22 protein-coding genes and 1 tRNA gene are annotated in these 22,550 nt (G+C 63.6%); 13 read left to right on the top strand and 10 right to left on the bottom strand.

The window, feature by feature from the left end; genetic code table 11:
- Positions 1-255 precede the first annotated feature (255 nt).
- The 5 genes from U4Y90_RS04130 to U4Y90_RS04110 all read left to right on the top strand — a co-directional run bounded on the left by U4Y90_RS04130 (position 256) and on the right by U4Y90_RS04110 (position 5,358).
- Entirely contained in the window at positions 256-1,482 is a 1,227-nt protein-coding gene (locus U4Y90_RS04130; RefSeq protein ID WP_321792414.1) for a branched-chain amino acid ABC transporter substrate-binding protein, read from the top strand.
- A 213-nt stretch (positions 1,483-1,695) separates the two neighbouring features.
- Positions 1,696-2,646 (top strand): branched-chain amino acid ABC transporter permease, encoded by a 951-nt coding sequence (locus U4Y90_RS04125; RefSeq protein WP_321792412.1) that lies wholly within the window; start codon positions 1,696-1,698, stop codon positions 2,644-2,646.
- A gap of 24 nt (positions 2,647-2,670) precedes the next feature.
- On the top strand, positions 2,671-3,840 hold the full coding sequence (locus tag U4Y90_RS04120) for an ABC transporter permease subunit (RefSeq protein ID WP_321792410.1): 1,170 nt from the start codon (positions 2,671-2,673) through the stop codon (positions 3,838-3,840).
- 18 nt (positions 3,841-3,858) lie between these two features.
- Positions 3,859-4,635 carry an ABC transporter ATP-binding protein gene (locus tag U4Y90_RS04115; RefSeq protein ID WP_321792408.1) on the top strand — a complete coding sequence of 259 codons (777 nt, stop codon included), beginning with the start codon at positions 3,859-3,861 and terminating at the stop codon, positions 4,633-4,635.
- The gene (locus U4Y90_RS04110; RefSeq protein ID WP_321792406.1) at positions 4,636-5,358 is read left to right on the top strand and encodes an ABC transporter ATP-binding protein; all 723 of its coding nucleotides are present in this window, start codon (positions 4,636-4,638) and stop codon (positions 5,356-5,358) included. It begins immediately after the preceding gene.
- Positions 5,359-5,405: 47 nt separating this feature from the next.
- Here the strand turns inward: U4Y90_RS04110 and U4Y90_RS04105 are convergent, their stop codons facing one another.
- The 3 genes from U4Y90_RS04105 to U4Y90_RS04095 all read right to left on the bottom strand — a co-directional run bounded on the left by U4Y90_RS04105 (position 5,406) and on the right by U4Y90_RS04095 (position 8,316).
- The gene (locus U4Y90_RS04105; protein ID WP_321792404.1) at positions 5,406-5,828 is read right to left on the bottom strand and encodes a GNAT family acetyltransferase; all 423 of its coding nucleotides are present in this window, start codon (positions 5,826-5,828) and stop codon (positions 5,406-5,408) included.
- Entirely contained in the window at positions 5,825-7,009 is a 1,185-nt protein-coding gene (locus U4Y90_RS04100; protein WP_321792402.1) for an acetylornithine transaminase, read from the bottom strand. Before U4Y90_RS04100 ends, U4Y90_RS04105 begins: the two co-directional genes overlap by 4 nt.
- Before the next feature lie 275 nt (positions 7,010-7,284).
- Positions 7,285-8,316: a CDP-6-deoxy-delta-3,4-glucoseen reductase gene (locus tag U4Y90_RS04095; RefSeq protein WP_321792400.1), complete on the bottom strand. Its 1,032-nt coding sequence runs from the start codon at positions 8,314-8,316 to the stop codon at positions 7,285-7,287.
- Between the two features lie 86 nt (positions 8,317-8,402).
- Between U4Y90_RS04095 and U4Y90_RS04090 the strand changes: the two genes are divergently transcribed.
- The gene (locus U4Y90_RS04090; RefSeq protein ID WP_321792398.1) at positions 8,403-9,416 is read left to right on the top strand and encodes an NAD-dependent epimerase/dehydratase family protein; all 1,014 of its coding nucleotides are present in this window, start codon (positions 8,403-8,405) and stop codon (positions 9,414-9,416) included.
- On the opposite strand, the gene U4Y90_RS04085 is transcribed toward U4Y90_RS04090, so the two are convergent.
- From U4Y90_RS04085 to U4Y90_RS04070, 4 genes are all read right to left on the bottom strand, one after another.
- The gene (locus U4Y90_RS04085) at positions 9,413-9,589 is read right to left on the bottom strand and encodes a hypothetical protein (protein ID WP_321792396.1); all 177 of its coding nucleotides are present in this window, start codon (positions 9,587-9,589) and stop codon (positions 9,413-9,415) included. The genes U4Y90_RS04090 and U4Y90_RS04085 overlap by 4 nt on opposite strands.
- A 334-nt stretch (positions 9,590-9,923) precedes the next feature.
- A complete protein-coding gene (locus U4Y90_RS04080; RefSeq protein WP_321792394.1) occupies positions 9,924-10,646 on the bottom strand; it encodes a 16S rRNA pseudouridine(516) synthase in 723 nt (240 codons plus the stop codon).
- A gap of 207 nt (positions 10,647-10,853) precedes the next feature.
- The gene (locus tag U4Y90_RS04075; protein ID WP_321792392.1) at positions 10,854-11,957 is read right to left on the bottom strand and encodes a TIGR03118 family protein; all 1,104 of its coding nucleotides are present in this window, start codon (positions 11,955-11,957) and stop codon (positions 10,854-10,856) included.
- Between the two features lie 107 nt (positions 11,958-12,064).
- Positions 12,065-13,651, bottom strand: coding sequence for a hypothetical protein (locus U4Y90_RS04070; RefSeq protein ID WP_321792390.1), 1,587 nt, complete (start codon positions 13,649-13,651; stop codon positions 12,065-12,067).
- 305 nt (positions 13,652-13,956) lie between these two features.
- Here U4Y90_RS04070 and U4Y90_RS04065 point away from each other — a divergent pair, with 305 nt between their 5' ends.
- Positions 13,957-14,379 carry a hypothetical protein gene (locus U4Y90_RS04065; protein WP_321792388.1) on the top strand — a complete coding sequence of 141 codons (423 nt, stop codon included), beginning with the start codon at positions 13,957-13,959 and terminating at the stop codon, positions 14,377-14,379.
- Positions 14,376-14,534 carry a hypothetical protein gene (locus tag U4Y90_RS04060; protein WP_321792386.1) on the top strand — a complete coding sequence of 53 codons (159 nt, stop codon included), beginning with the start codon at positions 14,376-14,378 and terminating at the stop codon, positions 14,532-14,534. Before U4Y90_RS04065 ends, U4Y90_RS04060 begins: the two co-directional genes overlap by 4 nt.
- Positions 14,535-14,598: 64 nt before the next feature.
- Here U4Y90_RS04060 and U4Y90_RS04055 read toward each other — a convergent pair.
- The 3 genes from U4Y90_RS04055 to U4Y90_RS04045 all read right to left on the bottom strand — a co-directional run bounded on the left by U4Y90_RS04055 (position 14,599) and on the right by U4Y90_RS04045 (position 16,962).
- Positions 14,599-14,683: transfer RNA gene (locus tag U4Y90_RS04055), tRNA-Leu, on the bottom strand.
- A gap of 115 nt (positions 14,684-14,798) precedes the next feature.
- Positions 14,799-15,959: an ABC transporter substrate-binding protein gene (locus tag U4Y90_RS04050; protein ID WP_321792384.1), complete on the bottom strand. Its 1,161-nt coding sequence runs from the start codon at positions 15,957-15,959 to the stop codon at positions 14,799-14,801.
- A 61-nt stretch (positions 15,960-16,020) separates the two neighbouring features.
- Positions 16,021-16,962 carry a CysB family HTH-type transcriptional regulator gene (locus tag U4Y90_RS04045; protein WP_321792382.1) on the bottom strand — a complete coding sequence of 314 codons (942 nt, stop codon included), beginning with the start codon at positions 16,960-16,962 and terminating at the stop codon, positions 16,021-16,023.
- 239 nt (positions 16,963-17,201) lie between these two features.
- Here U4Y90_RS04045 and U4Y90_RS04040 point away from each other — a divergent pair, with 239 nt between their 5' ends.
- From U4Y90_RS04040 to U4Y90_RS04020, 5 genes are all read left to right on the top strand, one after another.
- Entirely contained in the window at positions 17,202-18,878 is a 1,677-nt protein-coding gene (locus U4Y90_RS04040; RefSeq protein WP_321792380.1) for a nitrite/sulfite reductase, read from the top strand.
- Positions 18,879-18,888: 10 nt separating this feature from the next.
- Positions 18,889-19,428, top strand: a complete 540-nt coding sequence (locus U4Y90_RS04035; protein ID WP_321792378.1) for a DUF934 domain-containing protein — start codon at positions 18,889-18,891, stop codon at positions 19,426-19,428.
- Between the two features lie 3 nt (positions 19,429-19,431).
- A complete protein-coding gene (locus U4Y90_RS04030; RefSeq protein ID WP_321792376.1) occupies positions 19,432-20,154 on the top strand; it encodes a phosphoadenylyl-sulfate reductase in 723 nt (240 codons plus the stop codon).
- Between the two features lie 65 nt (positions 20,155-20,219).
- Complete coding sequence (gene cysD, locus U4Y90_RS04025; RefSeq protein WP_321792374.1) at positions 20,220-21,182, top strand: sulfate adenylyltransferase subunit CysD; 963 nt, start codon at positions 20,220-20,222, stop codon at positions 21,180-21,182.
- Positions 21,183-21,208: 26 nt separating this feature from the next.
- Positions 21,209-22,522 (top strand): sulfate adenylyltransferase subunit 1, encoded by a 1,314-nt coding sequence (locus U4Y90_RS04020; RefSeq protein WP_321792372.1) that lies wholly within the window; start codon positions 21,209-21,211, stop codon positions 22,520-22,522.
- Positions 22,523-22,550 lie beyond the last annotated feature (28 nt).

The following is a 22,550-nucleotide window of genomic DNA, read 5'->3' as shown; positions in this document are numbered from 1 at the left end:
AATCCGATACGCAAACGTAAGCGTCGGAATTCGGCCGATTAAACCTGCTTTCGTTATGGTGCAACTACTGCACAAAATCGGATCGCAACCCGGTTGCGCTTTTGCGGGAAAATCGCCGGAAAATGGTGGTTGCAATGCTGGAAAACCCCGCCACGCAAGAATATTGCTCGTCTCATATTTAGCGTTACAATGCGCGCGTCTTGAGGCCAGAAGGGTTCACGACAACTGTTTTTAGAGGCGCAGGAGACCTATTTGATGCGATTCAAGTTTGCTCACGCCGTGTCGATCGCGGCTGCGGTTGCAATGGTGACCGCATGCGGCAAAAAGGACGAAGGCGGAGCGAGCACGGCGGCATCGGCGGCGAGTTCCGCTGCTGCGCCGGCTGCGTCCGCGCCTGCGCCCGCGCCGGCGAGCGAGGCAACTGTCGTCAAGATCGGTCATGTCGCGCCCCTGACGGGGCTGCAGGCCCACCTCGGCAAGGACAATGAAAATGGCGCGCGTCTCGCTCTGGAAGAGATCAGCGCGCAGGGTTTGACGATCGACGGGCATTCCATTCGCTTGCAGCTCGACGGCCTGGACGATGCAGCCGATCCGCGTGTCGGCACCGAAGCCGCGCAGAAGCTCGTCGACGACCACGTAGTCGCGGTGATCGGCCACATGAACTCGGGCGTCTCGATACCGGCATCGAAAATCTACAGCGACGCGGGCATCGCGCAGATTTCGCCGTCGACGACGAATCCCGAGTACACGAAGCAAGGGTACAAGACGACGTTTCGCGTCGTGGCGACCGACGCGCTGCAAGGCCCCGTGCTGGCCGGCTACGCGATGAAGACGCTGCATGCGAAGAAAGTCGTCGTGGTGGACGACGCCAGCGCCTACGGCCGCGGACTGGCCGACGAATTCGTGAAAACCGTGCAGGCCGGCGGCGTGAAAGTCGCCGCGCGCGAGGCGACCACCGAGAAGGCTCGCGACTTCAAGGCGATTCTCACGAAGATCAGACGCATCCAGCCGGACGTCGTGATGTACGGCGGCATGGACGTGACGGGCGGCCCCTTCGCCAAGGAAGCGGCGGCGCTCGGCATCAAGGCGAAGATCCTCGCGGGCGACGGCGTCTGCACCGACAAGGTGGCCGAGCTCGCGGGCGACGCGGTGCAAAACATCATCTGCTCGGAGGCGGGACTCGCGCTTTCGAAGATGGACAAGGGTGCCGACTTCGAGAAGAAATACGAAGCGCGCTTCCACACGCCGGTGCAGATTTACGCGCCGTTCACGTATGACGCGATGTACGTGATCGTCGATGCAATGAAGCGTGCGAACTCCATCGAAGCGCCCAAGGTGCTCGCTGCGATTGCCACGACCGACTACAACGGTCTGACGGGGCATATCGCATTCGACGACAAGGGCGATCTGAAGGCGGGGACCATCACGCTGTACGACTTCAAGGACAAGAAGAAGGACGTAATCGACGTCGTGAAGCAGTAGGCAGTCTGGCGGCGCCAGCTATCCGGCGGCGCCGTTTTCGTATCCGTCCGTGAACCGCTTGCAGCCTCATCCGGCCGCGGGCGGACGATCGGCGCTCAACCCTTACCGGTTTTTTAAAAAGTACGCGCAGTGCCGCTTCAGATTTCGCTTCACACTGGTTTATCGGCCGGTGATAAAGGCGTTATCGAATCGCACGGGGCTAAGGAGCTTTAAATGGATATTTTCATCCAGCAGATCCTCAACGGTCTGGTGCTTGGCAGCGTCTACGCCATCATTGCACTGGGTTATACGATGGTGTACGGCATTCTCGGCATCATCAACTTCGCGCACGGCGACGTGCTGATGGTCGGCGCGATGGTCGCGCTTTCGGCCATCGGCGTGATGCAGAACCACGTGCCCGGCTTGCCCGGACCGATCATGCTGACGATCGCGCTCGTGATCGCGGCTTGCGTCTGCGCCATCGTCGGGTACACGATCGAGCGCGTCGCATACCGGCCGCTGCGCAAGGCGCCGCGTCTCGCGCCGCTGATCACCGCGATCGGCGTGTCGATCTTGCTGCAGACCATCGCGATGATGATCTGGGGCCGCAATCCGCTCGCCTTCCCGCAATTGCTGCCGACCGATCCGATCAACGTGATCGCCGCCGACGAGACCCGTCCGGGCGCGGTGATTTCGATGACCGAAATCGTCATCATCGTCGTTGCGTTCCTCGTGATGGGCGGACTGCTCCTGCTCGTGCACAAGACCAAGCTCGGCCGCGCGATGCGTGCGATCGCCGAGAACCCCGGCGTCGCGTCGCTGATGGGCGTGAACCCGAACTTCGTGATTTCCGCGACCTTCATGATCGGCTCGGCGCTCGCCGCGCTCGCCGGCGTGATGATCGCGTCGGAATACGGCAACGCGCACTTCTACATGGGCTTCATTCCCGGCCTGAAAGCGTTCACGGCGGCGGTGCTGGGCGGCATCGGCAACCTCGGCGGCGCAATGGTCGGCGGCGTGCTGCTCGGTCTCATCGAACAGTTGGGCGCCGGCTATATCGGCAACCTGACAGGCGGCGTCTTCGGTTCCAACTACCAGGACGTGTTCGCCTTCATCGTGCTGATCATCGTGCTCGTGTTCCGTCCGTCGGGTCTGCTCGGCGAACGTGTCGCGGACCGCGCTTAAAGACCGTGTGAGGAGCTCAAAAAAATGACTTCGATTCAACCGATTGAGCCGTCCACGACGCTCATCCCCGAGAAGAACGCGACCAAGACGCTGGTCATCGGCATTCTCACCGCCGTGTTCGTCATTGCCGCACCGATGGTGATCGGCGCCGCGGGCGGCAACTACTGGGTCCGCGTGCTCGACTTCGCGATGCTGTACGTGATGCTCGCGCTCGGCCTGAACGTGGTGGTCGGCTTCGCTGGCCTGCTGGACCTGGGCTACATCGCGTTCTACGCGGTGGGCGCTTATACGGCGGCATTGCTTTCGTCGCCGCAGTTGACGACGCAGTTCGAATGGATCGCGCATCTCGCGCCGGGCGGACTGCACGTGCCGTTCCTCATCATCGTGCCGATCGCGATGGCGCTCGCGGCCACCTTCGGCGTGCTGCTCGGCGCACCGACGCTGCGTCTGCGCGGCGACTACCTCGCGATCGTGACCCTGGGCTTCGGCGAAATCGTCCGGATCTTCATGAACAACCTCGATCGTCCGGTGAACATCACGAACGGTCCGAAGGGCATCACGGGCATCGATCCGGTGACGGTGGCGGGCTTCAACCTGTCGCAGACGCACGAGTTCTTCGGCTTCAAGTTCCCGTCGGTGTACATGTATTACTACCTGTTCGTGCTGTGCGCGCTGTTCGTGATCTGGGTGTGTACGCGCCTGCAGCACTCGCGCATCGGCCGCGCCTGGGCCGCGATCCGCGAAGACGAAATCGCCGCGAAGGCGATGGGCATCAACACCCGCAACGTGAAGCTGCTCGCGTTCGCGATGGGCGCATCGTTCGGCGGCCTGTCGGGCGCGATGTTCGGCGCGTTCCAGGGGTTCGTGTCGCCGGAATCGTTCACCTTCTGGGAATCGATCGTCGTGCTGGCGTGCGTGGTGCTCGGCGGCATGGGTCATATCCCGGGCGTGATTCTCGGCGCGGTGCTGCTCGCCGTGTTCCCCGAATTCCTGCGCACGACCATGGGTCCGCTGCAGAACGCCATCTTCGGTCATCAGATCGTCGATACCGAAGTCATCCGTCAGTTGCTGTACGGCCTGGCGATGGTGCTGATCATGCTGTATCGCTCGGAAGGCCTGTGGCCCGCCGCGAAACACGAAGACAAGATCGCGAAGATCGCAAAGCGCAGCGGCAAGAAGCCGGTGCGCGCTTGAAGAGCGGAGATTCAGAACATGAGCGAAAAGCAAACACGACTTTCCGTAAAAGGCGTCAACAAACGCTTCGGCGGCCTGCAGGCGCTGTCGGATGTCGGCCTTCAGATCGAAGAGGGCACGATCTACGGTCTCATCGGACCGAACGGCGCCGGCAAGACAACGTTCTTCAACGTGATCACCGGCCTCTACACGCCGGATTCGGGCGAATTCAAGCTCGACGGCCAGGCGTACACGCCGACCGCCGTCTATCAGGTGGCGAAGGCGGGCATCGCGCGCACATTCCAGAACATTCGTCTGTTCGGCGGCATGACCGCGCTGGAGAACGTGATGGTCGGCCGGCACGTGCGCACGAAGCATGGGCTGATCGGCGCGGTGTTCCAGACGCCGGCTGAGCGCCGCGAGGAACGCGAGATCAAGGAACGCGCGCTCGAGCTGCTCGAATACGTCGGCGTGCTGCAATACGCGGATTACACGTCGCGCAATCTGTCGTACGGTCACCAGCGTCGTCTGGAGATCGCGCGCGCATTGGCGACCGATCCGAAGCTGCTCGCGCTCGACGAACCGGCTGCCGGCATGAACGCGACGGAGAAGGTCGAGCTCACGCGTCTGCTCGACAAGATCCGAGCGGACGGCAAGACGATTCTTCTGATCGAACACGACGTGAAACTCGTGATGGGATTGTGCAACCGCATGACGGTGCTCGATTACGGCAAGGTGATCGCCGAGGGTCTGCCGCAGGACGTGCAGAAGGACCCGAAGGTGATCGAGGCATATCTGGGTGCGGGGGTGCACTAAATGGCGACCACGAACGCGATGTTGAAGGTCAAGGGTCTGCAGGTGAATTACGGCGGCATCCAGGCGGTGAAGGGTGTCGATCTGGAAGTCGGGCAGGGCGAACTGGTTACGCTGATCGGCGCGAACGGCGCGGGCAAGACCACGACGATGAAGGCCATCACCGGTCTCAAGCCGTACTCGGGCGGCGATATCGAGTACATGGGCCAGTCGATCAAGGGCGTGCCGACGCACGAGCTGCTCAAGCGCGGCCTCGCGATGGTGCCGGAAGGCCGCGGCATCTTCGCGCGCATGTCGATTCTCGAAAACATGCAGATGGGCGCGTATCTGCGCAACGACTCGGACGGCATTCAGAAGGACACCGAGCGCATGTTCGGCTTCTTCCCGCGTCTGAAGGAGCGAGCGTCGCAGTATGCGGGCACGCTCTCGGGCGGCGAACAGCAGATGCTCGCGATGGCGCGCGCGCTGCTCTCGCGTCCGAAGCTCCTGCTGCTCGACGAACCGTCGATGGGTCTCTCGCCGATCATGGTCGAGAAGATCTTCGAAGTGGTGCGCGAGATTTCGTCGGAAGGTCTGACGGTGCTGCTCGTGGAGCAGAACGCGCGACTCGCGTTGCAGGCGGCGAATCGCGGCTACGTGATGGACTCCGGCACGGTGACGATGTCCGGCGACGCCAAGGTCATGCTCGATGACCCGAAGGTTCGGGCGGCGTATCTGGGCGAGTAAGCTTCGCTATCTGTCGAACGAAGGCCGGCTCTTGCAGCCGGCCTTTTTTATAGCCGCTTCCCCAGACTCACGACTTCATCCATCCGATAGCCGAGCCTCTCGTAGAACCCGCGCAACTCCGTCTTGAACGACAGGATCTGCAGATTCACCTTCGGGCATCCCAGCTCCGTCAACGCGGATTCCGCGTGCTTCATCAACGCGCTGCCGAAGCCGCGGCCGCGCAGCGACGGCGTGACGGCAAGCGAATATACCCAGCCGCGATGCCCGTCGTAGCCGGCCATCACCGTGCCGATCACGACGCCGTCCAGCGAGCCGACGAAGAACAGCTCCGGCTGCGTCCGCATCTTGTTGGCGATCGACAAGCCAGGATCGCGCTGCGGCCGCGATGCATCCGCGTACTCCGGAAACACATCGCGCCACAGGGCGATCACGGCATCGCGATCGCCTGCATCGAACGTGCGGATGATCACAGCGAATCGAGCACCGAGCGCAGCATCGCCATCATCTGGTCGATCTCGTCGCGGGTCACGTTGAGTGCGGGCATGAAGCGCAGCAGGTTCGGACGCGCCGCGTTGAGCAGCAGGCCGTCGGGCTGCATCAGGCGCGCCTTCTCGACGATCTGCGGACCCTTGTCGCTGTCGAGCAGCAGCGCGCGCAAGAGGCCTTCGCCGCGCTCGCCCTTGAAACCGCGCTCTTCGGACAACTTCAGCAGTTCCGTCTTCAGGTACTCGCCCGTCGCGCGCACACCCTCGAGGAAGCCCGGCGCGACGAGTTGCGAGATCACCGAATAGCCGACCGCCGTCATCAGCGGATTGCCGTTGTAGGTGCCGCCCTGATCGCCGGCATCGAAGCAGGCGACATCGGCCTTCGAGAGCAGCGCCGCGAGCGGCACGCCGCCGCCGATGCCCTTGCCGAGCGTCATGATGTCCGGCTCGATGCCCGAGAGCTCGTAAGCGAACAGCGTCCCCGCGCGGCCGCAACCGCTTTGCACTTCGTCGACGATCAAGAGAAGGTTGTGCTTCTTCGTCAGCGCGCGCAGTTGCTGCATGAATTCGCGCGTCGCGGGAATGACGCCGCCTTCTCCCTGAATCGGCTCCAGCATCACGCCGACCGTCTTCTCGTTGATGAGCTTCTCCACCGACGCGATATCGTTCAGATCGGCCTTCGGGAAGCCCGGCACTTGCGGCGCGTAGATCGTGTCCCAGCCGGCCTTGCCGCTCGCGGACATCGTCGCGATCGTGCGGCCGTGGAAGCTGTGATCGAACGTGATGATCTCGTATGCGCCGTTCTTGAACTTCTTGCCCCACTTGCGCGCGAGCTTGATCGCGCCTTCGTTGGCTTCGGCGCCGCTGTTGGCGAAGAACACCTTGTCGAAACAGCTGTTCGCGGTGAGCAGGCCGGCGAGTTGCGCCATCGGCGCGTTATAGAACGCGGGCGACGGGTTGATCAGCGTGCGCGCCTGCTTCTCCATCGCCTCGATCATGCCTTCGTTGCAGTGGCCGAGCGAGTTCACGGCCCAGCCCTGGATGAAGTCGAGATAGCGCTTGCCTGTGTTGTCGTAGAGCCAGGAACCCTTGCCGTGGGTAAATACGATCTCGGGACGGTTCGTGATGTACATCAGCGAATCAACGGGGTACTCATTGAAATTCATGACAGCGGGCTCCACGAAAGCTAGTGCAAGGGGAAGAGGAAAACGACGCGGAAAAAACAAAAGCCACGGAATTCCGTGGCTTCATTTCGTACGCTTCGAACAAACCGAACCGTGAGCGCAATGCATGACGAGCCAGCGGCATCCCTAGGGAAGCGGCGAGCGGCGACGTCGAAGTGCGTTCAGGATTTTGATCATTCGCGAAGGATACGTTAAGCGGTTACTGCCTGTAAACCGTGCACGCGGATTTTTTGGCCGCGTGCACGTTACGTGCAGCATCACACGGGATGCGCGAGATCCGCCGCGCTCGTGAACGAGTCCGCGTAGAACTCGTCGTCCGGCAGGCGATGATGCTGCGTGAAATCGCGCTGCGCCGATTCCACCATCACCGGCGCGCCGCATGCGTACACCTGATAGGCGCTCAAGTCTGGCAGATCTTCGATGACAGCGCGATGAACGAAGCCCGTGCGGCCCGTCCAGTTGTCGTCCGCGTCGGGCTCGGAGAGCACCGGCACGAACTTGAAGTTCGGGATCTCCTTCGCCCATTGGTGAGCGAGATCCATCATGTACAGATCTTTTTTGCGGCGACCGCCCCAGTAGAGCGTCATCGGGCGATTCAGATTCTTGAACACCGCATGCTCGATGATCGCCTTGATCGGCGCGAAGCCCGTGCCCGATGCGAGCAGCACGATCGGCTTGTCGGACTCGTCGCGCAGGAAGAACGTGCCGAGCGGGCCTTCGAAGCGCAGGATGTCGCGCTCCTTCATCGCGCCGAACACGTGATCCGTGAACGTGCCGCCCGGCATATGTCGAATGTGCAGTTCGAGCGGGCCTTCGTGGTGCGGCGGGCTCGCCATCGAATAGCTGCGGCGCTTGCCGTCCTTCAGGATGAATTCGATGTACTGGCCCGCGTAATACTGCAGACGCTCGTTGGCGGGCAGTTGCAGCTTCAGCTCGATGACGTCGTCGGCCTTGCGTTCGAGCGCGTTCACGCGGCACGGCAGTTTCTTCACCTGCACGTCGCCGATGCCCGCGATTTCGCGCACATCGATGGTCAGGTCCGTCTGCGCGGTCGCGCAGCAGAAGAGGGCCATGCCGCGCGTTTTTTCGTCGTTCGACAAAGCCGACGACGAGTGCGGCGCCTGCTCGACTTCACCGCTCACGACGGCGCCCTTGCAGGAGCCGCACGCCCCGTTCTTGCAGCCGTACGGCAGGCCGATGCCCTGGCGCAGCGCGGCGGTCAGCACCGGTTCGTCGGGTTCTACTTGAAACTGTCGGCCGCTTTGCCGGAGCGTTACGTTGAAAGCCATAGATCGATTTCTGCGATGTGTGGAGTTGTCTCGTTCGTCTTTCGCGACGCCGCACGCGCGTTTCAGGCGACGGATAGAATGCCCGGATGATCGCCACTCGAAACCTTCGCCGCGCGCGCGTCCTGATCGTCGGATGCGGCGATGTCGGCATGCGTGCGCTGCCGCTGCTTCAGGCGCGCGCTGCGGCGCCCCGCGTCATTGCGCTCACGCATCATCCCGAGCGCGCCGGCGAGTTGCGCGCGGCCGGCGCGACGCCTATTTCCGGCGACCTCGATCTGCGCCGCAGTCTCGGAAGGCTCGCGGGCCTCGCGCGCGACGTGCTGCATCTCGCGCCGCCTCAGCGCGACGGCGATTCGGATCGCCGCACGCGCGCGCTGATTGCCGCGCTGCGCAACCCGCGCCGCTCGGTGGCGCGTGCCGCCAAAAGTCACTGGCTGCATCCGGATCGAGCCGGAAAAACGGCTTTCATTGTACCCGACGGCCTGCGCGCGGCCACCAGGCGTCTGAGCGGACCGCATACGCGCTTCGTCTATGCGAGCACCACCGGGGTCTACGGCGATTGCGCCGGCGCGTGGATCGATGAGACGCGGCCCGCGCGTCCCGAGAACGAACGTGCGCGGCGGCGCGTGTCGGCGGAGAAGCAGTTGCGCGCGGCGGGTGTTCACAGCGGCTGGCGGGTGTCGATTGCGCGAATTCCGGGCATCTACGCGGCCAATCGTCTGCCGCTTGCGCGCATCGAGAAGGCGATGCCCGCGCTCATCGAAGCCGACGACGTCTACACGAATCACATCCACGCCGACGATCTCGCCGCGATTCTGGTGCGTGCGCTGTCGCGCGGGCGTTCGCAGCGCGTGATCAACGCGTCGGACGACACGGATTTGCGCATGGCGGATTATTTCGACCGCGTGGCCGATGCGTACGGCCTGCCGCGCGTGCCACGCGTTTCGCGGCGCGAGGCGCAGACGCGCCTGGAACCGATCACGCTCTCGTTCATGCGCGAGTCCCGGCGGCTATCCAATGCGCGGCTCAAGCGCGAACTGCGCTACGCGCTGCGCCATCCGACGGTCGACGATTTCCTGAAGGCGAACGCGCGGCGCTAGATCAGCGACGGGATCGTTTCGAGGAGGACGAAGCACATCAACGCGCCGATCAACGCGCCGATGAGGTTCGGCGAATACTTATGGCGCAAGTGCATGACGATGCCCAGCAACCCGATGAGGACAGCGCCAAGCGCGACGAACGCAAGCAGCGCGACGGCCGAGTGGGAGACCATGATGCCCTCCTGCTTTTTTGATAGTCATTCTTGGTATCCGTAAGATCAGTATATGAGTGCGGCTCGCGGAAGGCATGCTGCGCCGCAGCGCCCGCCATTGAGGGCTTTTACCGATTTGCATGCTCAATGCGCGTGGACAAAAGCGGGGAATTCGATGAAACCGCCGAACGCTCGTGCCGAGACGGCGAAATCGCCTCGACGATCGCGCCTTGGCCGTAGCCCGCGGAGGTTTCAGTTCGGCGGCGTCGTCGTCGTGTGCGCGCAACGCATCGACGGATCGTTGCGCTTCTGCGCATGAGCGTGGCTTCGATGTGATCGGACCACGGCAGCGGCCCTACCGCGTCTGCTCGGGCGCGGCCCGAAGCGCGGCGAGATCGGCGTCATCGAGCCAGCGCCACGCGCCTTCGACAAGCGTCTCAGGCAGGGCAAGACCGCCGACCCGTTCGCGATGCAGTTTCTCCACGCGGTTGCCCGCCGCCGCGACCATGCGCTTCACCTGATGATATTTGCCTTCGAGCACGGTGAGTTCGAGCAGCCGCTCGTCGCGCCGTTCGGCCCCGAGCGCGGCGCTCGGCTTCGACTCGCCGTGCAGCAGCACACCTTCGCGCAGCTTGGTGAGCTGTGCATCGTCGAGCGGATGGCGCACGGTCGCGAGATAGACCTTCGGCACCTTGCGCTTGGGCGAGGTGAACGCATGCACGAACGCGCCATCGTCGGAGAGAAGCAGCAGGCCGGTGGTGTCCTGATCGAGCCGGCCGACCGCCTGAACGCCGCGCTCGGCGAGTTGCGGCGGCAGCAGATGAAACACGCTCAGATGGTGCTGCGGATCGCGCGAGCATTCATAGCCCGCCGGCTTGTTCAGCGCGATGTACGCCTTCTCGCGATAGATCCAGAGATGATCGTCGACTTCGAATTCGAGACCGGGCGCGACGGGAAAATCGGCATGCGGATCGTCACGCACGACACCCGCGATGCGCACGCGCCCTTCGGCCACGATGCCGCGGCACTGGCGGCGCGACCCGAAGCCTTGGGAGAAGAGGAGGGTTTCGAGGACCATCGGATGAGCGGAGTTGAAGCGCGCATTCTAGCAAGCCGCGCGTTCGGTCCGCGCTCGCGGGCGCGCTTCGCGTCGCCGCAAGGCATCGGCGATAAAAAAAAGCGCCGCCCCAACCGCGGGCGGCGCCGAGCGTGGCGATGCGCTTTCGGACGACGAGCGTCCGCGGCCGGCGTCATCGCCCAGGGAAGCGGACACGCTGCGTGCGCTTCATTGCATGTCGATGCGGCCGTACACGCCATCGGCTTCGTCATTCGGGCCGGCGGCGAAGAAGAGCGTGTTCGACGGCTGCGCGTTCAGGTTGTTGCCGAACGCGATGCCCCACAAACCGTGCTGCACGAGCGGCGCGCCGGCTGTGCTCATCAACTGGCCGACGAACGCGCCGCTCGTCGGATCGAACGCGTTGAGGGTGCCGTCGCCGAAATTGCCGACGAGGATGTCGTTGCTGAAGGTGCCGAAGTTGCCCGGCGCCTGTGCGACGCCCCAGGGCGCGTTCAGCGGTCCGTTCGCCGCGAAGCGCTGCATCAGATTGCCGTCGATGTCGAACACGTCGACGAAGCCCTGACCCGCGCCCGACACGTCGTCCTCGGCGTCGCTGTCCTGCTTCGCGTAGGTGACGAAGATCTTCGAGCCGATCGTCTGGATGCCGAAAGGCGCGAAGCCCGCCGGAATCTGCGTGTCCGTGAAGCCGCCCGGCACCGCGATCTTCGTGAACGTGCCGTCGAAGACGTCGACCTTGCCGTGATGGAAATCGGTCGCGTACAAACGATGCCCGCCCGATGGCGTCACGGCGATCGCGAGTCCTTTGTAGATCGCGCCGGACGCGCTCGAATCGACGGCGGTGAACGCGTGCGTCGTGTCGACGGCCGGCGCCCACGCGGTGATCGAGCCGCCTTCGCCCGCGAAGATGAATGCGGCGACGCCCGACTTGCCGTTGCGCGCGAGCATGAGATCCGGTCCCTTGTTGAAGACGATTCCGGTCGGATTGGCCGGGCCCTTCGCGCTCGGGGGAATCGATACGACCAGGGACTGGACGACGCCGTTGCCGTCGTAGAGGGTGGCCGTCTGCGTGCCGTTATTGGCGACCCACACGAAGCCGTTCGGGTTGAACGCGACGCCCCAGCCGTTCTTCAGGTTCGGGTCCGTGTGCGGCGCGGCTATGGCGCCGTCGGATACGACGATCGACATCTTGAAGCGCGTCGGCGTCGGCGTCGGCATGCTGCTATCGGAGCCGCCGCCGCACGAGGCGAGGCCCGTCAGTGTCATGAGTGCGGCGGCGCAAGCGACGAAGCGGCTCCACAATCCGGTTTGCATGATGGTGACTCCTTCGGCAGTGCTTCGCCGTCAGTTCGTTCGTCACCTCTAAACGGATGTGCGCCGGGGCTTATTCCGTGCGCATCGCTGGATCGTTGCGACGTGTGTCAGTGTGCGTCGCCGCGTCCCTTCGAGACGACCGGCACGCCCGCGCCGAAGAGCGTAAAGCTCGAATCGTCCTGATCTCCGGACATCGCGCCGTGCCGCGTGCCCGCGGTCCAGCGTCCGTCGAAGCTCATCGTCGGGACGATCGGCTTCGGTATGCCGCTGGCTTGCCGGAAGTACTCGGTATTGGCTTCGTTCTGCACGGCGAGCGCGCGGCGCAGGGTTGCCTGCGTCTGCCCGTTGCGCGGATCGAGCGTCACCGCACGGCGTGCATTGCGCAAGGCGCACGCGGCGTCCATGTTGGCGGCGCATGCGCGGGCGTTCGCCATCGCGCCGTCGCGCGCGCGTTCCTGACGCGACAGTTCAGCCGCAAGCTGCTGGATTTCCGGACTGCGCGGCTCGCTCGCATAGAGGCCGCGCATGTTGCGACGCGCGGACGCGAGATCGCGGCTCGCGAGCGCTTGCTGAACCGCCGCGATGCTGCGCGCGACGGCCGCGGGCAGCGGCTCCGCGACCGGCGGAGCGGATGGCGCTGCGGGCTTCGGCGCCGAGGCGACGGCCGTGCTGCTCCGCGGCGGCTCGCTCGGACGCGCGACGGGCGTGGACGTGGGCGTGGGCGTGGGCGTGGACATGGACGCTTGCGTCACGGGCTTTGCGGGGGCCGGCGAGGCAGCGGCGAGCGTCGTGCTGACGCGCGGTTCCGGCTTTTGCACCGATGCAATGACCGGCGCAGCCGGTTTGACCGATGGCGCGAGAGCGGAAGCGGCTGCGCTCGTCGTCGTGCTCGGCGTCGAGGGCTTCGTCGTAGCCACGGTCGCCGATGTTGCGTTGCTGAGCGAAGGCGGAGTCGCCGTAACGTGCGCAACGGGCATCGGCGGCTTGGCGGGCGCGACTGCGGCCACCGTGCTCGCCGATGCCGGCGTGCTTGTCGCGGCGACGCGAGGCTCGACGCGCGGTGCGGTCGACGGGGCTTGCGTCGCCGCATGCGCCGCGACGGGAACGCTCGGCGCGACCACAGTGCGTTCTTCGTGTGCGGGGCTCGCCTTGGCGATGACCGGCGCCGCTGGCGTGACGGCCTGGGCATTCGGCGAGTCCGCTTTGGACCGCATCAACGATGCGTGCCGCGAAGCATCGGCCTTCGACGCGGCGGACGCGTTGTCGCGGACCGAGCCCGCCACGCTGATGCCAGGCTCCGCGCTCGGCGGCGGCGCGTTGTCATCGAGACGCGCATAAAAATACGCGCCGACCGCGATGCTTGCGACCACGCCGCCGACCAGCATCGCGATACCCGTGCGCGCGGGCTTGCGCTGCTCCTGCGAATCCCCTGGCTCGATGAAGTTCGGATAGGAGGTCAACATCCTGCGCCGGACGAGGCGCTGCAGCCAGTGGCTGTCATCCCAGTCGAGGATGTCGAGTGGCGCCGGCACCGACGCGGCAACGGCCGGCGCGGGCTCGGCGCGGCTCGTGAAAATCGCGCCCTGACGATCGGCTCCGCAGGACGGGCAGGTGTCTTCCGAAGCGGGTGAAATGGTGTTGCAGCGCTTGCAGATGACGGAGTCGAGAGACAGCGAGTAGTCAGGCCGGTTCATGTCGTACCCTTTTTCGAGTTATGGCTCGACGCATCGCGTGAGCGGGTCACGACATCGAGAAAGTCCTAAGCAACCCGAAATGCGGGCGCTGCGCGAGCGAGCATCCCCGTGATGCTCCACGCGCCGGGGTTCCGAATGCCGATGGAGGCCATTTTTGCGGGGACGAGCGCGGTGCGTCTACGCGATGGCGCACATTCGGCGGTGAGGGGACCGGGAGAAACCGCGGCGATGCCCGTACGGACGACTTTTGCGCCGTCGCGTCATCGTGGAAAGTGTGCGTCATCACGCATAGCAGGATGTCGACAATGCAATCGAAGGGCTTCGACACGATAGCGCGGCAATTGATCGTCGGACTGCCGCTATTCATGGGCGCGATCGAATACATCTTGCGAGTGGCGCTGAAGCAGCCCGGCAAGGATGAGTTCTTTCCGATTTCGCTCGTCGCCTCGAGCGTCAGTTTGAATGTCGCGCTGGCCGTGCTGCCAGGCGAGTTGCGCGATGGCTTTTCCCGATGGACGTCGAAACGGCGAATCGGTCACGCAATCTTTATCGCGAATATGGGAATTTTCGCCTCGCTGAGCGGGATGCTTCTGTGGATATACTTGCTCGTCGCTTCGTTCAGCCAGGAAGTCCGAGCAATTTTGCCGTTACATCCGCTGCGGGACGCTTCGGCCTACTACATAGTTTCGATCTTGTTGAATGAATGGAAGGCTGGGACCACAAAATGATGAACTTCGTCTTAGGGTTTTTTCGGGAGTATTGGCCTGCCGTGTTTGCGTCCGCGTTCGCCTGGTACGGCGCGCCTATCGTGGGGAAGTGGCTGGCGCGAATTACCGAGAAGGCTTTCGCCGACGAGTCCGATCATCGTTCGGGCGTCGAGTGATGCGCATCCACGGGCTCCAAACGCAAAAAAGCCGCTCACGAAGGAGCGGCTTTTCCAAGAAACCTGGTGCCCAGGGCCGGAATCGAACCGGCACGCCTTGCGGCGGGGGATTTTGAGTCCCCTGCGTCTACCAATTTCACCACCTGGGCCTGAATCGACTCGTGCTGAAATAAAGCGAGGCCACGAGCCAATCGAGTCGGTGATTATGACCGAAAACCCTCACGTCGGCAAGCAGCAACGACAGCGTTTTCGGAGCCCAGGAAATTACTGAGCAAGATACGTGAACGTACCGTTCTTGATCACGCCCATCACGCTCGCGCGCTGATCCAGGCCGACGTGATCCGTCGCGCTCGTGTTGACCACGCCGTTCGGCACGACCAGCTCATGCGCGTGCTCCAGTTCCGAGCGCAGCGCCACGCGAAACTCTTTCGTGCCCGGCTTGGCGGTCTTCAGCGCGCGCGCCACGGCATCCTGAAGGCGCGGATAGACGCCCGCCGCATCGCCCGCGAACTGCGTGACGCTGCCCTTGCCGTACTTCTCCTCATACGCGTTGACGAACGCGAGCGCCGCCTTCTTCGACGGATGATCCGCCGGCAGCGTGCGCGCGACGACGACCGGCTGCGTCGGAAACAGCGTGCCTTCGACGTCCTTGCCGCCGAGCTTGATGAACTCCGGCGTCGCGATGCCGTGCGTCTGATAGATCGCGCCCTTGTAGCCGCGCTCGACCAGCGTGCGCTGCGGCAGCACGGTCGGCGTGCCCGCGCCCGCGATCAGCACCGCGTCCGGCTTCGCGGCCATCAGCTTGAGAATCTGGCCGGTGACGCTCGCATCGGTGCGATTGAAACGCTCGCTCGCGACGATCTTGATGTGCCGCAAATCCGCGAATTTGGAGAACTCGTTGAGCCAGCTATCGCCGTAGCTGTCCGCGAAGCCGATGAACCCCACTGTTTTCACGCCGTGATTCGCCATATAGCGTGTCATCACGTCGGCCATCGCGCGGTCGGTCTGGGCCATCTTGAACGCCCAAACTTTCTTGCCTTCCTGCGGCTCGACGACCGATGCCGAGCCGATCAGCGTGATCATCGGCGTTTCGGATTCGGCGACGGGGTCGAGCGCGGCGAGCGCCGCCGGCGTGATGTTCGGCCCGACGATCACGTCGACATGGTCCTCGCTGATGAGCTTGCGGATGTTGCGCACGGCCGCGCCCGGATCCGAGCCGTCGTCGAGGATGATGTACTCCGCGTTCTGCCCGGCGATGGTCTTCGGCCACATGAGCATCGCGTTCTTGCTGGTGATGCCGATCGCGGCGGCCGGGCCGGTGCTCGACAGATCGATGCCGACTTTCATCTGCGCGTGCGCGGCGGCGGCAACCACGGACAAGGCGACGCCGGCGGCAAGCCGGCGCGTGAACTTCGACAACGTCATCGGAAAGGTCTCCACGGAAAGGAACGTTTTTCAGGCGGCGTGCGCCGCCGTGTTATTCAGATCAGAGCTCGTAGCTTTCGTGGTCGCCGGATAGCGCCTGCTCGATCAGCTTGCGATTCAGCGACGGCGACAGCAGCTCGACGAGCGTATACACATAGCTGCGCAGATATGCGCCCTGCTTGAGCGCGAGCCGCGTGACATTCGTGCCGAACAGATGCCCGACCGGCATCGCGCGCAGATGCCGGTCGCGCTCGGGGTTGAACGCGATATCCGCCATGATCCCGACGCCGAGCCCCAGTTCGACGTAAGTCTTGATGACGTCCGCGTCGATGGCTTCGAGCACGATGTCCGGCGTCAGGTTGCGCAGCGCGAACGCCTGATTGATCTTGGTGCGCCCGGCGAACGACGCCTCGTACGTGATGATCGGGTATTGCGCGAGGTCGTCGAGCGTGAGCAGCTTGCGCTCCAGCAGCGGATGATCCGGCAGCATGACGGCCAGGTGCTGCCACTGGAAGCAGGGCAGCGACACCAGTTCCTTATAGTTGGCGATCGCCTCGGTCGCGATGGCGATATCCGCCTGGTCGTGAATCACCATTTCCGCGACTTGCGTCGGACTGCCTTGCAGAATCGAAAGGTGCACCTTTGGAAAGCGCTTTTTGAATTCGGCGATGGCAGCGGGCAGCGAGTAGCGCGCCTGCGTGTGCGTGGCGGCGATGACGAGATTGCCCTGATCCTGCGCTGCGTAATCTTTACCGACGCGCTTCAGGCTCTCGACTTCCTGCAAGATTTTCTCGACCGACGCGAGAATGATCCGCCCCGGCTCGGTCAGCGATCTCACGCGCTTGCCGTGCCGCGTGAATATCTCGACGCCCAGCTCGTCCTCCAGCTCGATGATCGCCTTCGAGACGCCCGGCTGAGACGTATACAGCGCCTTGGCGGCTTCCGTCAGGTTGAAGTTCTGCCGGACGGCCTCGCGCACGAAGCGGAACTGATGCAGATTCATTTAAGGCCTTTGTTTATTACTACCGGGCATATCAAAGTAATTTTTCAGTCGTTTGCAATATATAGCAGGTTCTTTACTATCAGTCCAATTTTTCCAATATCCATATCTCTATCTGTCATAAGCAAATGAGCGTTCCGTCTGAACGGCTCGCGCAGCAGAGACTCAATGGATATTCGATGGATGAGACGCGCAACGTAACCTAGGACGCTGCGCTTTTTACAAGAACTTGGGGCCCCCGAATGTACCAATACGATCAGATCGACCAACGCATCGTCGACGAACGTGTCTCGCAGTATGCCGACCAGGTCCGTCGCCGTTTGTCGGGCGAATTGAGCGAGGAAGAGTTCCGTCCGCTGCGTCTGCAGAACGGCCTGTACATGCAGCGCCACGCGTACATGCACCGCATCGCGATTCCGTACGGCAACCTGCGCAGCGACCAGCTCCGCATGCTCGCGACCATCGCGCGCGAGCACGACCGCGGCTACGGCCACTTCTCGACGCGCACCAACATTCAGTTCAACTGGGTCGAGCTCGAAGAGACGCCGGAAATCCTGCGCAAACTGGCGTCCGTGCAGATGCACGCGATCCAGACCTCGGGCAACTGCATCCGCAATATCACCGCCGATCAATTTGCCGGCGTCGCGCCCGACGAGCAGGTCGATCCGCGTCCGTGGTCGGAAATCCTGCGTCAATGGTCGACGTTCCATCCGGAATTCGCGTGGCTGCCGCGCAAGTTCAAGATCGCGGTGAACGGCTCGGCGGAAGATCGCGCGGCCGTGCAGATCCACGACCTCGGCGTGTATCTCAGGAAGAACGCGCAGGGCGAAGTCGTGATGGACATTCTCGCGGGCGGCGGTCTCGGCCGCACGCCGATCGTCGGCGCGATCATCAAGCGCGATCTGCCGTGGCAGCACCTGATCACCTATTGCGAAGCCGTGCTGCGTGTGTACAACCGCTACGGCCGCCGCGACAACATGTACAAGGCGCGCATCAAGATTCTGGTGAAAGCGCTGTCGCCGGAGAAGTTCTCGAAGCAGGTCGAGGAAGAGTGGCAGCATCTGAAGGACGGCCCGTCGACGCTGACGCAGGAAGAAGTCGACCGCGTGTCGAAGTTCTTCGCGCCGCCGGTCTACGAAAAGCTCGCGGACACGGACGCGTCGTATGAAAAGCAGCTGATCGAAAGCAAGCCGTTCGCGCGCTGGGTCGAGCGCAACGTGCGCCCGCACAAGGTGCCGGGCTACGCTTCGGTGACGCTGTCGCTCAAGCAGCGCCATATCGCGCCGGGCGACGCCACCGACCAGCAGATGGACGACGTCGCCGCGCTGGCCGACGAGTTCTCGTTCGGCGAAATCCGCGTGTCGCACGAGCAGAACCTGATTCTCGCGAACGTGAAGAAGCGCGACCTGCACACCGTGTGGGAGCGCGCGAAGGCGCTCGGTTTCGCGACGGCGAACATCGGCCTGTTGACGGACATCATCGCGTGCCCGGGCGGCGATTTCTGCTCGCTCGCGAACGCGAAGTCGATTCCGATCGCGCTCGCCATTCAGGACCGCTTCAACGATCTGGACTACGTGCACGACCTGGGCGACATGTCGCTGAACATTTCGGGTTGCATCAACGCGTGCGGTCATCACCACGTCGGCAACATCGGCATTCTGGGCGTCGACAAGGACGGCTCGGAGTGGTACCAGGTGACGCTCGGCGGCGAGCAGAGCTCGGGCGAAACCGGCGCGCATCTCGGCAAGGTGATCGGCCCGTCGTTCTCGGCGGAAGAGATGCCCGACGTAATCGCGCAAGTGATCGACACCTTCGTCGACAACCGCGTCGAAGGCGAGCGCTTCATCGAGACGTTCGGCCGCATCGGCATGGCGCCGTTCAAGGAGCGCGTGTACGCATCGCGCCAGGCTCACGCTTAAGGATCTGCAAATGACGTTGATTATCAAGAACCGCGCAGTCGTCGAAGACAGTTTCACCGTTGTGCGCGCCGCCGAAGACGGTGTGTTGCCTGCTGTCGATGCGCTGCCCGCCGGCAAGATCATCGTTCCGTTCGCGCTGTGGAAGGAGCACAAGTCGGCGATCGTCGCGTCGCGCGCCAAAGACGACATCGGCGTGTGGCTCGCGCCGGACGACGAGCCTGCCGAGCTCGTGCCGGACTTCGGCCAGCTTTCCGTGATCGCGGTCGATTTCCCCGTGTTTCGCGATGGCCGCGGCTTCTCCATCGGCCGCCTGCTGCGCGAGCGTCATCAGTGGACGGGCGAGCTGCGCGCGATCGGCGACGTGTTGCGCGATCAGGTCGCGTTCCACGCACGCTGCGGCTTCGATGCGTTCGCTGTGCGCGCGGACAAGGACATCAACGACGCACTGAATGCGTTCAGCGAATTCACCGAGCTGTATCAGGGCGCGACCGACAATCCCGAACCGCTGTTCCGTCGACGCTCGGCGCTTATCGCAGCGCTTGGAGCCTGATGTATGACACCTGAATTGCAAGCCAAGGTTGAACGCCTGGATGCGCTGCTCGATTCGATCGCGGCGCGTCATCAGAGCGTCAAGCTAGCCAGCAGCCTCGCCGCGGAAGACATGGTGCTCACGCACGCCATTCTTTCGCGCGGCGTGAAGATCGGCATCTTCTCGCTGAACACGGGCCGTTTGCATGCGGAGACGCTCGGCATGCTCGATACCGTGAAGCAACGGTACGGCTACGACATCGAGCAATTTCATCCGCGGCAGGATGCCGTGGATGCCTATGTGCGCGATCACGGCCTGAACGCGTTCTACGAAAGCATTGATTTGCGCAAGAGCTGCTGCCATATCCGCAAGGTCGAGCCGCTCGATCGCGCGCTGTCGGAAGTGTCCGCGTGGGTGACGGGACAGCGTCGCGAGCAGTCGGTGACGCGCGCCGAGCTGCACGAGGAAGAGCACGACGCGCCGCGCAACATCGCCAAGTTCAATCCGCTCGCGGACTGGACCGAAACCGATGTGTGGGATTATCTGAAAGCCTTCGATGTGCCCGTGAATCCGCTGCATGCACGCGGCTATCCGAGCATCGGCTGCGAGCCGTGTACGCGCGCGGTGCGCCCCGGCGAGGACAGCCGCGCCGGACGCTGGTGGTGGGAATCGCGCGATACGAAGGAATGCGGTTTGCACATCACGAACATCAAGATCGTCGACGAAGCACCCAGCTCGGCGATCTGAGGCACTACACCCTGTCACTGAACGCGGCGCTCGACGAAGCGCCGCAAAGAAAAGGATCGACGAACATGAGCACGACGCTCGACTCTACCGTCACCGCACCGGTCGTCAACAAGGCGACTCGCATGGATCACCTGGATTGGCTCGAAGCGGAGTCGATCCACATCATTCGCGAACTGGTCGCGGAATGCAGCAAGCCCGCGCTCCTGTTCTCGGGCGGCAAGGATTCGGTCGTCGTGCTGGCGCTCGCGTTGAAGGCGTTCGGCCTCGGCGGCAACCGCAAGACGACGCTGCCGTTCCCGCTGGTTCACATCGACACGGGTCACAACTTCCAGGAAGTGATCGACTTTCGCGATCGCCGTGCCGCAGAAATCGGCGCGGAACTCGTGGTCGGTCACGTCGAGGATTCGATCAGGAAGGGCACCGTGCGTCTGCGTCGCGAAACGGATTCGCGCAACGCCGCGCAAGCGGTGACGCTGCTCGAAACCATCGAGGAATACGGCTACACGGCGATGATCGGCGGTGCGCGCCGCGACGAAGAGAAGGCGCGCGCGAAGGAGCGCATCTTCTCGTTCCGCGATGAATTCGGCCAGTGGGATCCGAAGGCGCAGCGTCCGGAACTGTGGAGCATCTACAACGCGCGTCTGCACAACGGCGAGCATCTGCGCGTGTTCCCGATCTCGAACTGGACCGAACTCGACGTGTGGCAGTACATCGCGCGCGAAAAGCTCGAACTGCCGTCGATCTACTACGCGCATGACCGTGAAATCGTGCGTCGCAATGGCTTGCTCGTGCCGGTGACGCCGTTGACTCCGGTGCGCGAGGGCGAGACCGCCGAGATCGCGCAAGTGCGTTTCCGCACGGTCGGCGATATCAGCTGCACATGCCCGGTCGCGAGCGATGCCGACGACGTGGAGAAGATCATCGCCGAGACGGCCGTGACGGAAATCACGGAGCGCGGCGCGACGCGCATGGACGATCAGGCCTCCGAAGCCGCGATGGAACAGCGCAAGAAGCAAGGTTATTTCTAAGCAAACGCCCTACGGAATCAACGAACATGAGCATCTATCAAGCTGAAGACCTGGGCGTGTTGCGCTTCATCACCGCGGGTTCTGTCGACGACGGCAAGAGCACGCTGATCGGCCGTCTGCTGTACGACAGCAAGGCCGTGCTGTCGGATCAGTTGTCGGCCATCTCGCGCGCGAAGAACAAGCGCACCGTCGGCGACGAAATCGATCTGTCGCTGCTCACGGACGGCCTCGAAGCCGAGCGCGAACAGGGCATCACTATCGATGTCGCGTACCGCTACTTCGCGACCGCCAAGCGCAAGTTCATCATCGCCGATACGCCGGGCCACGAGCAGTACACGCGCAACATGGTGACGGGCGCATCGACGGCGCACGCCGCGATCATTCTCGTCGATGCAACGCGCGTCACGTTCGAAGACGGCGTCGCGCAACTGCTGCCGCAGACGAAGCGCCACAGCGCGATCGTCAAGCTGCTTGGCCTGCAGCACGTGATCGTCGCGATCAACAAGATGGACCTCGCCGATTACAGCGAAGCGCGCTTCAACGAGATTCGCGATGCGTACGTCGTGCTCGCGCGTCAGCTCGGTCTGTCGAATGTGCGCTTCGTGCCGGTGTCGGCGCTCAAGGGCGACAACATCGTGACGGCCAGCGAGCGCATGCCGTGGTACGCGGGCGAGCCGCTGCTCGATCTGCTCGAATCGCTGCCCGTCGCGCAGCCGAATGACCAGGCGCTGCGTTTCCCGGTGCAATGGGTCGCGCGTCAGGACGGCTCGCAGGCCGACGATTTCCGCGGCTACATGGGGCGCGTGGAAGCGGGTGAAGTGCGCGTCGGCGATGCGATCCTCGTGCAACCGGCCAACCGTGAAGCGACCGTCGCCGAGATCATCGCGCCGGTGCCGGGCGGCGTCGCGCCGGTGGATCGCGCGTTCGCGGGCCAGACGGTGACGATTCGCCTGACCGAAGACGTCGACGTATCGCGCGGCGACACCTTCGTGCCGGCCGCCGCGCCCGTCGAGCCGGCGAAGAAGCTCGAAGCCGATCTGTGCTGGTTCGACGAGGAGCCGCTCTCGCCGCAGCGCAAGTATCTGCTGAAGCAGACGACGAGCACGGTGTTCGCGCGCATCGGCGCGGTTAAGCAGGTGCTGGACGTGCACACGCTGTCGCATTCGGTGGACCGCAGCACGCTCGCGATGAACGATATCGGCCGCGTGGCGCTCACGTTACAGAAACCGATCGTCGCGGACGAGTACGATACGCATCAGGGCACCGGCGCGTTCGTGCTGATCGACGAAGCGACGCATCACACGGTCGCGGCCGGTATGATTCGTGCAATTTCTGCGTGAACCATCTGACCATCCGGGTTGATCGATG

Source organism: Caballeronia sp. J97 (assembly GCF_905220305.1).
Taxonomy (GTDB): domain Bacteria; phylum Pseudomonadota; class Gammaproteobacteria; order Burkholderiales; family Burkholderiaceae; genus Caballeronia.
Note: the sequence above shows the minus strand (reverse complement) of the source record. Positions and strands in the feature narration are given on the sequence as shown.